This is a genomic window from Pontibacter sp. CAU 1760 (genome assembly GCF_054482735.1).
Map to the genome: position 1 here is coordinate 318066 of NZ_JBTLRL010000003.1, position 17222 is coordinate 335287.

General features: G+C 54.6%; 11 protein-coding genes and 1 pseudogene. 6 read left to right on the plus strand and 6 right to left on the minus strand.

Annotated features, from left to right (window positions below):
• Nucleotides 1-57: 57 nt before the first annotated feature.
• The 6 genes and pseudogenes from ACXYMU_RS06055 to ACXYMU_RS06080 form a co-directional block, all read right to left on the minus strand.
• A complete protein-coding gene (locus ACXYMU_RS06055) occupies nt 58-1956 on the minus strand; it encodes an efflux RND transporter permease subunit (RefSeq protein ID WP_458985465.1) in 1899 nt (632 codons plus the stop codon).
• Between the two features lie 39 nt (nt 1957-1995).
• A pseudogene (locus ACXYMU_RS06060) lies at nt 1996-2373 on the minus strand (four helix bundle protein).
• A 48-nt stretch (nt 2374-2421) separates the two neighbouring features.
• A complete protein-coding gene (locus ACXYMU_RS06065) occupies nt 2422-3717 on the minus strand; it encodes an efflux RND transporter permease subunit (protein WP_458985466.1) in 1296 nt (431 codons plus the stop codon).
• Between the two features lie 160 nt (nt 3718-3877).
• Nucleotides 3878-4306 (minus strand): HYC_CC_PP family protein, encoded by a 429-nt coding sequence (locus tag ACXYMU_RS06070; RefSeq protein ID WP_458985467.1) that lies wholly within the window; start codon nt 4304-4306, stop codon nt 3878-3880.
• Nucleotides 4307-4479: 173 nt separating this feature from the next.
• Nucleotides 4480-5286: an SDR family oxidoreductase gene (locus ACXYMU_RS06075; RefSeq protein WP_458985468.1), complete on the minus strand. Its 807-nt coding sequence runs from the start codon at nt 5284-5286 to the stop codon at nt 4480-4482.
• Between the two features lie 71 nt (nt 5287-5357).
• Nucleotides 5358-5489 carry a hypothetical protein gene (locus tag ACXYMU_RS06080; RefSeq protein ID WP_458985469.1) on the minus strand — a complete coding sequence of 44 codons (132 nt, stop codon included), beginning with the start codon at nt 5487-5489 and terminating at the stop codon, nt 5358-5360.
• Nucleotides 5490-5558: 69 nt separating this feature from the next.
• Here ACXYMU_RS06080 and ACXYMU_RS06085 point away from each other — a divergent pair, with 69 nt between their 5' ends.
• The 6 genes from ACXYMU_RS06085 (at nt 5559) to ACXYMU_RS06110 (ending at nt 17221) form a co-directional block, all read left to right on the plus strand.
• Nucleotides 5559-8477 carry a triple tyrosine motif-containing protein gene (locus ACXYMU_RS06085; protein WP_458985470.1) on the plus strand — a complete coding sequence of 973 codons (2919 nt, stop codon included), beginning with the start codon at nt 5559-5561 and terminating at the stop codon, nt 8475-8477.
• Between the two features lie 289 nt (nt 8478-8766).
• Complete coding sequence (locus ACXYMU_RS06090; protein WP_458985471.1) at nt 8767-11742, plus strand: SusC/RagA family TonB-linked outer membrane protein; 2976 nt, start codon at nt 8767-8769, stop codon at nt 11740-11742.
• Between the two features lie 12 nt (nt 11743-11754).
• Nucleotides 11755-13218 (plus strand): RagB/SusD family nutrient uptake outer membrane protein, encoded by a 1464-nt coding sequence (locus ACXYMU_RS06095; RefSeq protein ID WP_458985472.1) that lies wholly within the window; start codon nt 11755-11757, stop codon nt 13216-13218.
• An 83-nt stretch (nt 13219-13301) separates the two neighbouring features.
• On the plus strand, nt 13302-14927 hold the full coding sequence (locus ACXYMU_RS06100) for a glucoamylase family protein (RefSeq protein ID WP_458985473.1): 1626 nt from the start codon (nt 13302-13304) through the stop codon (nt 14925-14927).
• A gap of 30 nt (nt 14928-14957) precedes the next feature.
• Nucleotides 14958-16328, plus strand: a complete 1371-nt coding sequence (locus tag ACXYMU_RS06105; RefSeq protein ID WP_458985474.1) for a glucoamylase family protein — start codon at nt 14958-14960, stop codon at nt 16326-16328.
• A gap of 200 nt (nt 16329-16528) precedes the next feature.
• Nucleotides 16529-17221, plus strand: a complete 693-nt coding sequence (locus tag ACXYMU_RS06110; RefSeq protein ID WP_458985475.1) for a GDSL-type esterase/lipase family protein — start codon at nt 16529-16531, stop codon at nt 17219-17221.
• The last annotated feature ends 1 nt before the right edge of the window (nt 17222 follow it).

Sequence of the window (17222 nt, forward strand, 5' to 3'; positions counted from 1 at the left end):
GCCAGCAAACATCCCCCTGCCCCCTTTGAAGGGGGGCTCATCGACAAGTATTTTTCATTAGTGCTTAACATCGTAGATCTCTAGTTTTCCGTGTTTCTTCAATTCATGTTGCTTCGTCATCTCGAACACCACCGGCGTTACCAGCAGGATGTGGATAGATGAAGTAAATACACCGCCAATCATCGGCAGCACAATCGGCAGCATTACATCCGTGCCCACGCCAGTGGCCCAAAGCACAGGGATCAGGCCAAACAACGCCACCGAAACAGTCATGATTTTCGGGCGCAGGCGCTTGGCAGCTCCCATGAACACATAGTCGCGGATGTCCTGCTTCGTGATGGTTTCGGAGGAATTGCCTTTGGTGTCCACGAGTTGCTTCATCGCCTCGTTCAGGTATACCACCATCACCATGGCTGTTTCGATGGCCAGGCCAAAGAGGGCAATAAAGCCCACCGCCACGGCTACCGACAGGTTCACATCATAAAAGTAGACGATGAACACGCCACCCACCAGCGCAAAGGGGATAGTGATCAGGTTCAGCAAAGCCTCTTTCAATGACTTAAATGAAAAATAGAGGATAAGGAAGATGATGACCAGCACCAGCGGGATAATGAACTGCAGCGTTTGGGTCGCCCGTACCTGGTTTTCCCATTGCCCGCTCCACTCCAGGTAATAGCCGTCCGGCATGATCTTCCCCTCGGCATTAATCTTCTCCATCGCTTCTTCTACCGTACTGCCCAAGTCGCGGTCGCGCACGTTGAAGAGCACGGCCCCGCGCAGTTGCGCATTTTCTGAATTGATCATCGGCGGGCCATCCGTAAAGTGAATATCGGCTACCGCGGAAAGCGGCACTGTACCCGCAGCGGCAGTCTGCAGCGGAATACGCTTGATGCGCTCCACACTGTTGCGGTAATCCTGGGCTAGCCGCACATTGATGGCAAAACGCTCCCGGCCCTCGATGGTATTGCCGATAGTGGCACCACCCAAAGCCGACTCAATCACCAGGTTCACATCATCCACGGTCAGGCCATAGCGCCCAAGGGCACTGCGGTTGATGTCGATTTCCAGATATTTGCCTCCCGTAATCGGGTCTACGTACAGGTCTTTTACGCCCGGAACTGTCTCCAAAGCCGACTTTACCCGCTCGGATACCACATAAATTGAATCGAGGTTCTGGCCATATACCTTCACGCCCACATCGGTACGGATACCGGTAGCCAGCATGTTGATGCGGTTGATGATCGGCTGAGTCCACCCGTTCACCACCCCCGGGATCTGCAGTTTCGTGTCGAGTTCCCGGATGATATCCTCCTTCTCGATCCCCTCGCGCCACTCGCTCTGCGGCTTCAGCATGATGATGGTTTCGATCATACTGATAGGGGAGTTATCGGTGGCAGTGCTGGCCCGTCCGGCTTTTCCCAACACACTCTCTACCTCGGGCACGGACTTAATGATCTTGTCCTGCACCTGTAGGATGCGCTTGGCTTCGGCATTGGACACATCAGGCAGCGTAACGGGCATGAACAGGATGGAGCCCTCATCCAGCGGCGGCATAAACTCCGTGCCCAGGCTAAACAGCATCGGGATGGCCACGAGCAATGCCAGGATATTGATGCCGATCGTGGTCTTGCGCCACTTCATGCACCATTTCAGCACTGGCCCGTAAACCCGCTCCATTCCCCGGTTGATGGGGTTGGCATTATCGTCCTTAAACCTGCCCTTCAGGAAAAAGGAAATCAGAACCGGGGTCAGCGTGATGGCCACCACGGCGTCTACGATCAGGATAAAAGTCTTTGTCCAGGCCAGTGGGCTGAAGAGCTTGCCTTCCTGCCCTGTCAGCAAGAATACCGGCAGAAAGGAGGTGATCACGATAATCGTGCTCCAGAACACACTCGGTCCCACCTGCTTAGAGGCTTGCTCGATGATGCGGAGTCTTGTTTCTTTATCTAGTTTCATATATTAGTTTCGAATGAGCGGGTGAGTGAATGAGTGAATTTATCTGGTAGTATTTTTTCTGGCCTTTGCCAAAACAGATAAAATCTCGGTTGTTTCTTTTACCAGTGGTGTTGTGGTCAATTTGCTGGTGATGCCAGATTCCTCAAGTAGCTCAAGCCAGAAAATTGTTTCATCAGCCTCCTCAATCACGATGCTTATCTTGGAGTAAAATTATGCTGCTGACCTTGCGCGGCAAGCGGCTCTATAATTTGCTCCTACCGATGTGGCTGAGCGCAATAATTGCCTTTTCATGATGTTAGCCTCCTCTGATTTGGGTAAGCTTTGGCTAAAGCGAATGACATCGAGTGCAAGTTTTTTGGTTCGCTGGCGGAATCGTTCAACAAACTCTTCCTTAGGGGTATTATTTAAATCACTCATGGCTAACCCATTTAAGATTCACGCATTCACTCAAACACTCATTCATAATTAACTATTCACCTCATCGTCCATCCACTGCTTGCCCTTAGCGGCGTCTGCCAAGTGGCGATAGGAGTTTTCGACCATCACGATGGCATCGTCCACGATCACGCCGACAGACAGGGCGATGCCTGTGAGTGACATGATGTTGGAGGAGATGTCGAAGGCGTTGAGCAGTATAAAGCCGATGGCAACGGAAAGCGGCAACTGAATGAGGATGACCAGGGCGCTGCGCCAGTGGAAGAGGAACAGGAACACCACAATGGAGGCCACGATCATCTCCTCGATCAGCGTTTTTTTAACCGAGTTGATGCTTTCATTGATCAGACCGCTGCGGTCGTAGACGATGTTGAACTTTACGCCCTCGGGCAGACCTTTAGAAACCTCCGACATCTTTTCCTTCACATTGCCGATCACCTCTTCGGCGTTCTCGCCGTAGCGCATTACCACGATGCCGCCCACCGCTTCCCCTTCGCCGTTCAGGTCGAAAATGCCAAGGCGGCTCTCACCGGTCATCTGCACGGTGGCCACGTCCTGTACCCGCACCGGTATGGTGTTGTTGGTGGTGATGGCTATGTTTTCGATTTCTTCGGCAGACTCAAGGTAGCCGGTGGTTTTGATGATATAGCCAATGTCAGAGCGCTCGAACTTGCGGCCACCCGCCTCGTTGTTGTTGGCGCGCACGGCCTGTATCACTTGTGGCACCGTGATGTTGTAGTAGGTGAGTTTATTCGGGTCTACGGTAACCTGGTATTGCTTCTGAAAGCCGCCAAACGAAGCCACCTCGCTTACCCCATCCACGTTCTGGAGCGCAAACTTCACATACCAGTCCTGCACGGCACGCTGCTCCCCCAAGTCCATCCCCGGCGCATCCAGGGTATACCACAGGATATGGCCCACACCCGTGCCGTCTGGTCCGAGGGTAGGGGTTACCCCTTCGGGCAAGGCATTGCCCACCGAGTTGAGACGCTCCAACACCCGTGAGCGGGCCCAATACACATCGGTGTCATCCTCAAAAATAATGTAGATGAAACTCATCCCGAACATGGAGGTGCCCCGCACATACTTCACGTCGGGCAGGCCCTGCAGGTTGGTCACCAGGGGGTAAGTGACCTGGTCCTCGATGATCTGCGGGCTACGGCCCATCCATTCCGTAAACACGATGACCTGGTTCTCCGAAAGGTCTGGGATGGCATCGATCTTATTGGTTTGCACCGAGTAAACACCCCACCCAAACAGGATGGCGGAAACGAGCAGCACGAGTACGCGGTTGCGCAGCGAAAAAGAGATTAACTTTTCAATCATGAAAATGATGTTATAGAGCTTAACAGAAAGCATTGTAGCCACTTACAGGAGGCGGCAAGCCAGGAAAGGGTCTTAGGAAACAGGTAGCGCGAAGTGGCACTGCCAGACCACTAGGGTCGCAGCGACGCGCAATGCCTGTCCGGCACCGGGTTCTGTTAAGCTATAGCAAGAAAGACTGCACCAGCACAGGAATGTTGCGGGGCAATGGGGGAGACTCGTAAAGCGCATAACGGGGCGCTTCGGTTTGCTGATGCGGATAAAATTGCAGCACCACCGCCTTCACCACGGCGAAAAGCTGCAGTTGCTGGATTTTGCTGAGGGTTGTTATTTTGTGCGGGAAGGCATCCCCCAACTCTCTTACCTGAAGTTCGTGGTCTTCACAGCAATTTTGGGCAGCCTTTTTCTCTTTAGGAGCATGGCACGGTGGCAGGGCCTCCTTCTTTTCCATCGGGCAGTCAGCCTTGGTGCCAAAGAAGGTTATGTCGCGCAATTCACCGCCACACACATGCATCCCCATGGCCATACCCGTCGAAGAGACGAGCACAAGCAGCGTAAGGGTGAGCAAAAGTAGCTGGCGGTATAAGTTCATGCGTTTGTTCTGTGCTACAAAGATAACAGCCCTGCAGCGCGGGCTGTTACAAAATTAGTAAAAAGATTTACATATAAGGGGTGTCAGCCCAAAAGGAATCTACCTGCTGATCATGAACAGGTATACCCGCAAAGAAGTTGCAGCAATCCCACTGCCAGCAAACTATACCATGGTCAACCTTTGTCGCTGAAGCCGGGGTAAAGTGTCATGCCGCCGTCCACATACAGGGTGGTACCGGTAATGTAATCTGCCTCGTCGGTGGAGAGCCAGACGGCCACTTTGGCAATATCCTCAGGCTCCCCGATACGGCCGTAGGGTATCAGGGAAAGCATGTCCTGCCGGCCCTTCTCTGTTTCCCATACCTCCTGGTTGATGGCGGTTTTAATGGCACCGGGCGAGATGCTGTTCACCCTTATTTTGTTCGGAGCCAACTCCTGGGCCAGCGTTTTCATCAGCATCTGCAAGCCTCCTTTGGCCGTGGCATAATTCACGTGCCCTGCCCAGGGTATAATATCATGCACGGAGCTGATGAACAGGATATGCCCGGCGGCCTTGCGTTCCATAGGGTTCACTTTCCGCTTTACAAACTCTTTGGCAGCTGCCTGCGCGCACAGGAAATGCCCCGTCAGGTTCGTGCTGAGCACCTGGTCCCAGTCCTCCAGCGACATCTTCAGGAAATCGGCATCGCGCTGAATCCCGGCGTTGTTCACCAGAATGTCCACTGTCCCGAAATTATCAGTCGCTGCTTTAAAGAGTCTGGCTACATCAACCGGGTTACCGGTATCAGCCTGTACCACCACGGCCTGGCTGCCTGCCTCCTCGATCTGCGCTTTCAGTTCCTGTGCAGGTACCTCCTGGGTGTGGTAATTGATGATGACGTTGGCGCCTTCCGTGCCCATGGCCAGGGCGATTGCTTCCCCGATGCCCGAGCTGGACCCCGTTACGATGGCCGTTTTTCCTTTAAGTCGCTTGTTCTCCATAATCTGTGGGTTGAGTACTCCGCAGGGCGCGTTGACGCTTGCCTGTAGTACTGCCCATACGTGCTGTGAGGTTATGTAGCCACGAAATCTTTTATAATGCCGCTAAAAAAGCCGGTGGCGCTTTCAGCAAAGTCGTGGGCTGCGCTGGCATCCTGAGGGAAACCAGTGGGGTGGCCTGTTATTTGCTTCTCCACTACCTCCATAAGTAATTTGACTGCTAAATCATGTCACCTGTAAATCGATTTTAGTAGTTTTGAGGAAATCATAGAACGATGAGTGCATTCATTTTCCGATTTAAGTTAGCCCGACTAGCGCTCTTACTGCTCTTTTTCCTGGGTATAGCTTTTGCCCCGGTACTGGCGGCCCCAACACCGGCGGCTGGCTTCCCATACGTGCAGAACTTTGAGAAGCGCCTTTACCAGGCAGGCAACCAAAACTGGTCTGTTACCCAGTGCCCTTACGGTGTGATGTACTTTGGTAATTCCAACGGTTTGCTGTCTTACGACGGGAGCCACTGGCAATTATTCCCGCTGCCCAATAACCAGATTGTGCGTGCCGTTGCCTCCGATAACAAAGGGCGTATCTATACCGGTGCCTACGGCGAGATGGGGTATTGGAGCCACAACAAGGCCGGGCGCTTTGTTTATACCTCCCTGAAAGACCTGATCCCGGCAGGATATCCCCTGAACGATGAGATATGGAAAATTTATACCGACGGAAACCGCGTGCTTTTTCAGTCGTTTGGCAGCATCTATATTTATGAGAATGGCAGGATAGATGTGGTCAAGGCTGCTGGTCCTTACCTGTTCCTGCTGCAGGCCGGTGGCCGCTACTTTGTGGAGGTGATCGGCAGAGGATTGTATGAACTGAAAGGCAGGAAACTGGTACAACTGGTGCCTGCCGGTGAGCCGGGTACCTCCGGCATTCTGTCGGTGCTGCCTTTCCGGGAAGGGCAGTTTTTGATCGGCACTAACCGGCATGGCCTGTTTCTGTACGATGGGCAGTCGCTGAAGCCCTGGCAGAACGAGGCCAACCAGCTGCTGATGGAGAACCAGCTCAACAACGGGGTGCGGCTCCCGCAGGGCGTTTTCGCTTTCGGTACTATTCTGAAAGGTGTCGTGATGGTGGATGCCGCTGGCAAGCTGGTGCAGCAGATCAACAAGAACAGCGGCTTGCAGAACAACACTGTGCTCAGCCTTTTTTCGGGGGCGGACAACAACCTATGGCTGGGCCTCGACAATGGCATCGACCACATTGATGTCAACTCGCCGCTGTACTTCTACTTCGACAAGACTGGCAAGTTCGGGACGGTATATGCCAGCAAGATCCACCGGGGCAAGATATACCTGGGCACCAACCAAGGGCTTTTTTACAGTGATTGGTCTGGCAATAGCCCTGCCCTTTTCCAGAACCTCGACTTTAAGATGATTCCCGGCTCACAGGGGCAGGTATGGGACCTGTCGCTGCAGGACGGCGAACTGCTTTGTGGCCACAACGACGGTACGTTCCGGGTAGAAGGGGACCGGTTGGTGAAGATATCGCACATCAAGGGCGGCTGGGTGATCCAAAAACTGCAGGCCAACACCGATTACCTCCTGCAGGGCACTTACAACGGGCTGGCGCTGTTCCGGAAAGATGCCCAGGGGCATTGGGAACTGTGGCGCCAGGTAGAGGGCTTCGGGGCACCCTCGCGGCACGTGGAGCAGGATAACAGCGGCCACATCTGGGTGAGCCATGCCTACAAAGGGCTCTTCCGGCTGACGCTGGGCAAGGAGCTCTGGAAAGTGAAGGAAAGCACCACTTTCAACGAAGCCCAGGGCCTGCCTAATGATTACAAAGTCAATATCTCCCGCCTGTTCAACCGCATCTTGTTTTCGTCGGATAACGGCTTTTATATGTTTGATGAGGTAAGCAATAAGTTTGAACCCTACCGGGAGCTCAACCGAAAACTGGGCAGCTTGGCCACCTCTAACCGCGTCATCAAGGCCAACGACTCTACGTATTGGTTCATCAACCACGGCAAAGTGGCGCTGGTAGGCTTTGGCGGGGCGGGCAAACTCCGCATCAACACCAACCAGTTCAGCATCCTCGACAACCGCATGGTGCAGCAGTACGAGAACATCAGCCAGATTCGCACCTCCGACTACCTTATCAGCACCGACAACGGCTTTGTGGTATACAGCAACAGCACGCCACCGCCGTCGCTGCAGCTGCCGCAGGTCCTGATACGTAAGCTGGAAAACACAACCGATGGCACCAGACTGCTGCGCGACAGCGGGGATAGCAGCCATACCCAACTGGAACTGCCCTATGCCAGCAACAACATCCGGATTGCCTATGCGCTGCCGCTGTACCAGCAGGCAAACGTGAAGTTTCAGTATTTCCTGGAAGGCTACTCGAAACAGTGGTCAGGATGGAGCGCCGCTGCCCAGAAAGAATTCACCAACCTGCCCCACGGCGATTATGTGTTCCGGGTGAAAGCCCGTGTGAACGACCAGTTGCAGACCGAAGCGGCTTCTGTGGCGTTTCGGGTGCTGCCGCCCTGGTATGCTACTACCTGGGCTTACCTGGGGTATGGGGTGCTGGCTCTGCTATTGGCCCTGCTGCTGCGCAGGCTCTATTTCCGGAAGCTGCAACGCGACCAGGCCCGCATGCAGTACAGGATGGAGCAGGAGAAGCAGGAGCAGCTGCGGCAGGAAGCCCTGCTGCACGAGCAAAAGCTGGTGAAGCTGCGCAACGAGCAGCTGAAGTCGGAGCTCTCCGGGAAGAGCCGCGAGCTGGCGAACACCGCCCTGAACATTGTGTACAAGAACGAGCTGCTGCAAAACCTGAAGGTGGAGCTGAACAAACTGGAGGACTCCGAAGGGAAAAAGATTCCTTCGGCTAAGCTAAGGAAAATTCAAAAAATAATAGAGGAGGGTATGGGCGAGAAGCAGGACTGGATGCTGTTCGAGAAAAGCTTCGACGAGGCCCACGAGAACTACTTCCGGAAGCTGAAAGAGGGGTATCCGGAGCTTACGCCAAACGACTTAAAATTGAGTGCTTACCTACGCATGAACATGAGCAGCAAAGAGATCGCGTCGCTGCTAAATATTACGGTGCGCGGGGTGGAACTTCGCCGCTACCGCCTGCGCAAAAAGCTGAACATGGAGCATGACAAAAACCTGGTGGAGTTCTTCATGGAGCTGTAACACCACTCATACGGTGCGAAAACACTACATCATTACCACTCACAGCCCCTGTAATTTGCCTTACAGGGGCTTTTTGTTTTCAGAAGTCGCCTGAGGCATACCCAGCGACGTATACCCTTTAATAGCCCCAAAACCTTGTTTACCGACGAATAAGTGTTTGCTCACCTTTTGCTGTGATGTTATTTTGGGTGTGATGTGGCTTTGTAGAGGTGCCTTTTTTGGGGCTCTCATTTTATAACCTGAATTTTGATTCACTTATCAGTTCATACAAACCATAATCTAACAGCATATGAAGAAGTACTTTTTACTATTCTGTATGTGTCTGCTTACAGTTGGGATGCTCTACGCACAGGGCGATATTACTGTGCAGGGCAAACTGACGGACGCAGGCAGCGGCCAGCCTCTCATTGGAGCAGGGGTGAGCGTGAAGGGAACGACACGCGGCACGCAGACGGATGCAACCGGGAATTTTACAATTACGGCTCCCTCCACCGGCACGCTTGTCGTGAACTACCTGGGCTACGAGCGCAAAGAGGTTCCGATCAACGGGCAGCAAACCCTGAACATCCAATTGAACTCTGATACCAAGCTCTTAGAGCAAGTGGTGGTAGTGGGGTATGGCGTGCAGGAGAAGCGCGACATCACAGGTTCCATCAGCTCGATAGAGGGAGAGGAGCTGAACAAGCAGGCGTCTCAAAACCCGGTTAGCTCGCTGCAGGGTAAAGTAGCCGGTGTGCAGATCACGAACAGTGGCCGCCCGGGTTCTTCGCCAAGCGTGCGTATCCGTGGTACGGGCTCTGTGTTCGGTAGCGTGGAGCCGCTTTACGTGGTAGACGGTACCTTTGTGGACGACCTGAGCTTCCTGAACCCGAACGATATCGAGTCGATGGAGGTGTTGAAAGATGCTTCTTCGGCTTCTATCTACGGTTTGCGTGCTGCCAACGGCGTGATCTTGGTAACCACCAAGCGCGGCAAGGAAGGCAAGCCACGCATCAACTACAACGGCTTTGTGGGAACAAAATCAGTTACAAACAAGCTGGAGCTGGCCAATGCCAGCCAGTATGCCACTTTGCTGAACGAGAAACTGAACACCGACCGCTTTAACCCGAATCAACCGTCCACGGACTGGTATGACGAGGTATTGCAGTCGGCTACCGTGCATAACCACCAGCTGAGTCTCTCGGGCGGTTCCGAGAAGATCAGCTATAGCTTTAGCGGCGGTTACCTGAACGAGGAAGGCATTGTGAAGGGCAACGATTACGAGCGCATCACGGCCCGTTTGCAGACAGACGCCCAGCTTTCTAACCACATCAAAGTAGGCTACAACGCCATCTTCAGCGATTATGACTCGAAGGATGTGCCGACCGGCGTGTTGTACCAGGCTTTTGTGGCCCCGCCAATCCTGCCGGTTTTCAAGGCAAACGGCAACTACGGCGACCCAAATGATATCGGGGTGGGTAACTTTGCCAACCCACGCGCCACCCTCGACCGCTTCAACCAGATTTCTGGCGGACAGCGCCTGGTAGGAAACGCTTTCGCCGAAGTGGACTTCCTGAAAAACCTGAAGTTCCGCACCAGCCTTGGTCTGGAGTATGGCATCAACGAGTTCAGAAACTACCAGGCGAAAGACTCATTAACGACAGTGCAGTTCTCTGACAGGAGTTCCCTGACCAAGGGCCGCTCGAAGAACACACTGTGGTTATGGGAGAACACCCTGACCTACGACAAAACGTTTGGCGACCACGACTTTACGGCCTTGATAGGTACCTCTGCCCAAGAGAAGCGCGGCGAATCCTTTACCGGTACAGCCAAAGACGTGCCTTTCGACTCAGAGGCAACCCTTTTCCTGGAGCTGGGCGACCCAACGACCTATAACCTCTCGAACGGTGCTTTCCTGGAAACCCTCAACTCTTATTTCGGTCGCGTGAACTACTCTTTCATGGACCGCTACCTGCTGACGGCAACACTGCGCTTTGATGGTTCTTCTAAATTCCCGCGAGGAAGCCGGTGGGATGAATTCCCTTCCATCGGTCTGGGCTGGATCGTGTCGGAGGAGGCCTTTATGCAGGACATTACCTTTATCGACCAGTTGAAGCTACGCGCCAGCTGGGGTAAACTGGGTAACTCGGGTGTGCCTGCTAACATCACGGACCTTGTCGCTTCTTTTGACCCGCGCTATACTGCCATCTTCGGTAACCCGCCAACACCTTATGTCGGGGCGAGCATTGTGAGCGCTGTGCCAGACAACCTGCTTTGGGAAGTAGTGAAAGAACTGGACCTGGGTGTGGAGTTGGCGATGCTGAACAACCGCCTGACCTTTGAGGCCGACTGGTACCAGAAGAAAACAGAGAACGCGATCTTCCGGGCACCGATCCTGAGCTCTCAGGGAACAACAAGCCAGTTTATACTGGGTAACTTCGCTGACTTTAAAAACACGGGCCTTGAGCTAGTAGCCAATTGGAGAGACGATATCACCAACGACTTCAGCTACAACATCGGGGCTAACGTGTCCTTCAACGAGAATGAGGTGACTGACCTGGCAACCGGGCGCACAGACCTGTTAGGGGGTGGCCTTCCGGTAGGTGGATACCTGACAACCGTGTCGCGCGTGGGGCAGCCAATCGGCTCTTTCTACGGGTATGATGTAGTAGGTATCTTCCAGAACGAGCAGGAAGTAGCTAACTCAGCGCAGCCAAACGCCCAGCCGGGTAGCTTCCAGTACCGCGACCAGAACGGTGACGGTGTGATCGATACCAAGGACAGAGTGTTGCTTGGCAACCCAAATCCAAGTGTGATCTACGGCATCAACATGGGGGCTAACTACAAGAACTTCGACTTCCTGCTGGACTTGCAGGGCGTGGGTGACGTGGATGTGTACAATGCCAACAAAGGTATTCGCTTCGGAAACGAGAACTATACCCAGGACTTCTTCGAGAACCGCTGGCATGGCGCGGGTACTTCTAACTCTTACCCATCAGCAAACCTTTCCGGCGCTAACCTGGACCCGAACAGCTGGTATGTAGAGGACGGAAGCTACTTCCGTATCCGTAACATCCAGGTGGGTTATACCCTGCAGAGCTCGTTTGTGAGCAGCCTGAAATTGCAAAGCGTGCGCTTTTATGCCAACGCGCAGAACCCGGTTACCTGGTTCAGTTACAACGGCTTTACGCCAGAGGTGGGTGGCCCGCCAACCAGCACAGGTATCGACCTGAATGTGTACCCGCTGTCGGCTACCTACAACTTTGGTGTAAACGTGAACTTCTAATTCAGAACGAATATGAATACGATCCTCAATAAATCGAAAAGAAAAATTACCATGCTGGGCTGCGTGCTGGCCTTAAGCGGGCTTTACAGCTGTAAAGAGGACTTTCTGGATGTGGACCCGCAGGGGCAGCCACGCAGCGAGGACTTCTTCGTGACGCCGGAGCATGCGGTGCAGGCCGTGAACGCCATCTACGGAAACCTGCGCGAGTGGAAGCTGGCGGCGTTTGCCAACCTGGCTGTAACAAACATCGCCTCCGACAATGCCGACAAGGGCAGCGACCCGGGCGATGCCACGTTCATGAACGACTTCGACAACTTTACCTTCACCTCCACACAGTTTATCCTGAACGATTACTGGTCTGGCCAGTACCAGGGCATCAACCTGACGAACCAGGCGCTGGCCAACATCCCGAACATCTCGATGGACCAGCAGCTGCAGCAGCGCCTGCTGGCTGAGGCGAAGTTCCTGCGGGCACACCACTATTTTAACCTGGTGCGCGCCTTTGGCGATGTTCCTTTGATCACGCGACCGCCACAAACCGGTGAGGAACTGAACCCTGTGCGTGCTCCTAAGGAGCAGGTATACCAGCAGATCATGACGGATTTGCAGGAGGCGGCTGCTGTGCTGCCGGTTAACTATAATGCCGCCAACGTGGGCCGTGCCACCAAAGGCGCTGCGCTTACCTTGCTGGCTAAGGTGAACCTTTACCAGAAAAACTGGCAGCAAGTGCTGGACCTGACCAACCAGGTAATGGGTATGGGCTACTCGCTCACCCCAAACTACTATGACGTGTTCCGCATTTCGGGAGAGAACAACAGCGAGTCGATCTTCGAGGTGCAGGCGCAGACCTTGCCAGGCAACTGCGGCGCGTCGAACATCCAGTGGGCCGAAGTGCAGGGCGTACGCGGCCAGTTCGGCTGGGGCTTTGCCATACCGTCAGAGGACCTGGTGAACGCCTACGAAGAAGGCGATGTGCGCAGAGACGCGACCATCCTGTTCAGAGGCGAAACCACACCGGAGGGAGACAAGATCCGGGAAGACGCTCCAAACCCATACTACAACCAGAAGGCCTACGTGCCGAGTTTCGTTTCCCGCGACTGCGGCTACGGCAAAGACCAGAACATGCGCATCCTGCGCTATGCCGAGGTACTGCTGATGCACGCAGAGGCAGCCAACGAACTGGGTATGATAGCGGAGGCGCTGAACTCGCTGAACAAAGTGCGCGTACGCGCCGAGCTTGCTCCAATTGAGTCGGCTACCCAGCAGGAACTCCGCAACATGATCTGGCAGGAGCGCCGCGTGGAGCTGGCCCTAGAGGGCGACCGCTTCTTCGACCTGGTGCGCCAGGGCAGAGCCGCCGAGGTGCTGCAGGCCGCTGGCAAGCAGTTTACCGCCGGCAAAAACGAAGTGTATGCGATTCCGCAGTCTCAGATAGACCTGAGCGGTGGTACGCTGACACAGAACCCAGGATATTAATTAGGGTGAATAGTGCGGATGGGGCCATATTGGGGTATGGCTCCATCCTTTTTTTGCTTTAGAAAAACCGATTTTACGTCAGCATGATTCAAAAACAGCTTTGGTCCTATTGCCTGCTCCTGCTTTGCACGCTACTGTCCTGTTCCGGCGATGCTGAGAAAACACCGGTGCCCGACACCACGACCGACCCTGTTACGCCTACCTACACAACCGCCGAAGATCGGGCATTGCTCGACAAGGTGCAGGAAACAACTTTTAGATATTTTTGGGATTATGCCCACCCCGCCAGCGGCATGGCCCGCGAGCGCACCGGCTCCGGCGACGTGGTGACCACGGGCGGCACGGGCTTCGGCATACAGGCCATCATTGTGGGCGTGCAGCGCGGCTGGATTACCAGGGCGCAAGCCACCGAGCGCCTCACCAAACTCACCGACTTTCTGGCCAGGGCCGACCGTTTTCATGGGGTATGGCCGCATTGGCTGAACGGCAGCACCGGTATGGTCATTCCCTTCAGCCCAAAAGACAACGGGGGCGACCTTGTGGAAACCTCCTTTCTGATGAATGGCCTGCTGACGGCCCGCGCCTATTTTAACGGTGCCGGCGAGGAGGCCGCCCTTCGAAACAAGATCACGCAACTCTGGGAAACCGTGGAATGGGACTGGTACGCCTCGCGGGGCGACGGCCTGCTGTACTGGCACTGGAGCCCGAGCTTCGGTTGGGAGATGAACATGCCGCTGCGAGGCTGGAATGAGGGCTTGATTACCTATGTCATGGCACTTTCCTCGCCCACACATGCCATCTCGCCGGCTGTCTACCAAAAGACCTGGGTAAACGCTAGCTTTGGCCAACCACAGGACTTTGCCGGTTACCCCCTGAAGATGGGCCCTAGCTTCGGTGGTCCGCTTTTCTTTGCGCACTACTCTTTCCTGAGCCTCGACCCGCGGCAACTGGAGGACAGTTATACCAATTACTGGCGCCACAACCAGAACCATACCATGATAAACCGCAGCTACAGCTTGAAGTTCGCTCCGGCGGGCTACGGCTATACCGAAAGTTTCTGGGGCCTCACCGCCTCCGACGACCCGGACGGCTACCTGGCGCACTCGCCCACCAACGACAACGGCACCGTGGCCCCCACGGCCGCGCTCGGCTCGTTCCCCTATACCCCCTACTACAGCATGCAGGTGCTACGCAACTTCTACAAAGGGCTCAGCAGTAAGATGGTGGGGCAATATGGCCTGAAGGATGCCCACAACAAAACCCGCAACTGGACCGCCACCGACCACCTGGCCATAGACCAGGGACCGATTGTGGTGATGATCGAGAATTACCGCAGCGGCCTGCTTTGGAGCCTGTTCACCGATTTGCCCGAGATTCAGGCGGGGCTGGCTAAGATCGGTATACGCAAACCCGTGTATGAAACCGGTTTCCCACTGGTGGTGCCCGATGCCTATACAAGCCAGGTAGACCTGCTCAAGCACCCAGACAAGGAGAATTACCTCATCGACGTGGCCACCAAAGAGGCAGGGGTTTATACCCTGAAACTGCTGAAGGAGGACGGCTCGGAGGCAAAAACGATTTGGAACGCTGAAAACAAACCGGCAGGGCTGGAGCACGTGCTGCTGGGAGCAGAGCTGAAGCCGGGCAAGTATAAACTGGTGCTCAACGCGGCGGCCGCATCCAAGGAAATCAATTTACACCTGTATTAACCTGACGATACTAAACAATTGAAACCGAACATGAGAAAACAACTCTTAGCCATACCCCTGCTAGCAGCGCAGCTATTCTACAGTTGCCAGGGCGCAAAAGAAACCACTACGGCGGTAACTGAAATAACCACCACAGAGACGAAAACCCTCACCGACGACGAGTTACTGACCCAAGTGCAGGAGCGCACCTTCCAGTATTTCTGGGAGGGCGCCGAGCCTACTTCCGGCCTTGCCCGCGAGCGGATCCACATGGACAATGTATACCCGCAAAACGACCGCAACGTGGTAACCACCGGGGCCACGGGCTTTGGCTTGATGGCGATACTGGTGGGTATAGAGCGCGGGTTCATCACGCGCGAGGAAGGCGTGCAGCACCTCCGCAAAATGGTAAACTACCTCGAGACTGCTGACCGCTTCCATGGGGCCTGGCCGCACTGGATTCAGGGCGAGACGGGGAAGGTGAAGCCCTTCGGCAAGAAAGACAACGGCGGTGATCTGGTGGAGACGGCCTTCCTGGTGCAGGGCCTGCTGACGGTGCGCCAGTATTTGCAGGACGGCAACGCGCAGGAGCAGGCGCTGGCCGGCAAGATCGACAAGCTTTGGAAAGAGGTAGACTGGAACTGGTACCGCAAAGGCGGCGAAAACGTGTTGTACTGGCACTGGAGCCCGGAGTATAACTGGGAGATGAACTTCCCGGTGAGCGGCTACAACGAGTGTCTGGTAATGTACGTGCTGGCGGCTTCGTCGCCGACGCATGGCGTGCCCGCCGAGGTATACCACGAGGGTTGGGCGAAGAATGGCGCCATCAAGTCGGATGCCACCCAGTATGGCCGCGAGGTGGTGCTGAACCATAATGGGGCGCCAGGCACGGTGGGGCCGATGTTCTGGGCGCACTATTCCTACCTCGGCCTGGACCCGCGCGGCCTGAAAGACAAGTATGCCGATTACTGGAAACTCAACCAGAACCACACCATGATCCAGCACGACTACTGCGTGGACAACCCGAAGAACTTCAAAGGGTATGGCGAAGACTGCTGGGGCTTGACCTCGAGTTACTCGCCGGATGGCTATGCCGGTCACAGCCCGTCGCATGACCTAGGTGTGATTTCCCCGACAGCGGCTTTGTCGTCTTACCCCTACGCTCCGAAAGAATCCATGAAAGTGATGCGCCACCTCTACGAAGACCTCGGCGACAAGGTATGGGGCGAGTATGGCTTCTACGATGCCTTCTCCCAGGAAAAAGACTGGTACACGCCGCGCTACCTGGGCATCGACCAGGGGCCGATTGTGGTGATGATCGAGAACGGCCGCAGCGGCATGCTCTGGGATTTGTTTATGAGCGCCCCCGAAGTGCAGAGTGGTTTGAAAAAGCTGGGCTTTGAGAGTCCGAAAATCAAATAAAGGAGGCTATCAGAGCTTTTGCGATACCTATAAGATCGACGGGTGCATAGAGTTCTAAGGCTTAAACTGGTCGTATGCCACACTGCCGTCGGTAGGTATAATACTGCCCGTGTAGTGAGGGAAATCCAGGTAATTGTGTAACTTATTATCATTCAGATTTATACCGCGGATTGAATGGCCGCTAACCAAAAAAAGACACTATGAAGCACAGCGCATTTGAAATTCTGGGCAAGCACATAGCCCTCATCTTTCTAGTACTCGGGTGGTTGGTATTGCCCAAAGCGCAGGCCCAGGACAACAAGCCAGCGTTCTGGGACGAGATACAGTCCTACAAGCAACAGGACAGGCAGCAAATGCCACCCTCCAATGCCGTGCTGTTTGTGGGCAGTTCGTCGCTGCGGATGTGGCAGGACATGCAGGAGATGCTGCCTGCCTATACCGTTATTAACCGCGGTTTCGGGGGCTCTAACCTGCTCGATTTAAAGCGCTACCTGCCGGACATCGTGTACCCCTACCAACCGAAGCAGGTCGTGATCTACTCCGGCGAGAACGACATTGCCGATGGTACGGTGCAGGCGCCCGAGGTGCTGGCACGGTTTAAAGTCGTGTTTGAGTCAATTAGGGAGGAGATGCCCCAGGTGCCGGTGGTGTTCATCTCCATCAAGCCAAGTCCCTCGCGGTGGCACTTTGCGCCCATCATGGAGGAGTCGAACCGCCTGATCCGGGATTACCTGAAAGCGCAGCCCAAAACCAAGTACGTGGATGTATACCACAAGATGCTGAATAAACAAGGCAAACCGATGCAAGACATCTTTCTGGAAGATAACCTGCACATGAACAATAAGGGGTATCAGATCTGGACGAAAGCCCTGACCCCGCACCTACTCAAGTAAA

Bases quoted from the DNA above. Each gene is read 5' to 3' on its own strand.
- ACXYMU_RS06070 (WP_458985467.1), bottom strand. From the start codon at position 4,306: ATGAACTTATACCGCCAGCTACTTTTGCTCACCCTTACGCTGCTTGTG.
- ACXYMU_RS06075 (WP_458985468.1), bottom strand. From the start codon at position 5,286: ATGGAGAACAAGCGACTTAAAGGAAAAACGGCCATCGTAACGGGGTCC.
- ACXYMU_RS06105 (WP_458985474.1), top strand. From the start codon at position 14,958: ATGAGAAAACAACTCTTAGCCATACCCCTGCTAGCAGCGCAGCTATTC.
- ACXYMU_RS06065 (WP_458985466.1), bottom strand. From the start codon at position 3,717: ATGATTGAAAAGTTAATCTCTTTTTCGCTGCGCAACCGCGTACTCGTG.
- ACXYMU_RS06095 (WP_458985472.1), top strand. From the start codon at position 11,755: ATGAATACGATCCTCAATAAATCGAAAAGAAAAATTACCATGCTGGGC.
- ACXYMU_RS06110 (WP_458985475.1), top strand. From the start codon at position 16,529: ATGAAGCACAGCGCATTTGAAATTCTGGGCAAGCACATAGCCCTCATC.
- ACXYMU_RS06100 (WP_458985473.1), top strand. From the start codon at position 13,302: ATGATTCAAAAACAGCTTTGGTCCTATTGCCTGCTCCTGCTTTGCACG.
- ACXYMU_RS06055 (WP_458985465.1), bottom strand. From the start codon at position 1,956: ATGAAACTAGATAAAGAAACAAGACTCCGCATCATCGAGCAAGCCTCT.
- ACXYMU_RS06080 (WP_458985469.1), bottom strand. From the start codon at position 5,489: ATGGAGGTAGTGGAGAAGCAAATAACAGGCCACCCCACTGGTTTCCCT.
- ACXYMU_RS06085 (WP_458985470.1), top strand. From the start codon at position 5,559: ATGAGTGCATTCATTTTCCGATTTAAGTTAGCCCGACTAGCGCTCTTA.
- ACXYMU_RS06090 (WP_458985471.1), top strand. From the start codon at position 8,767: ATGAAGAAGTACTTTTTACTATTCTGTATGTGTCTGCTTACAGTTGGG.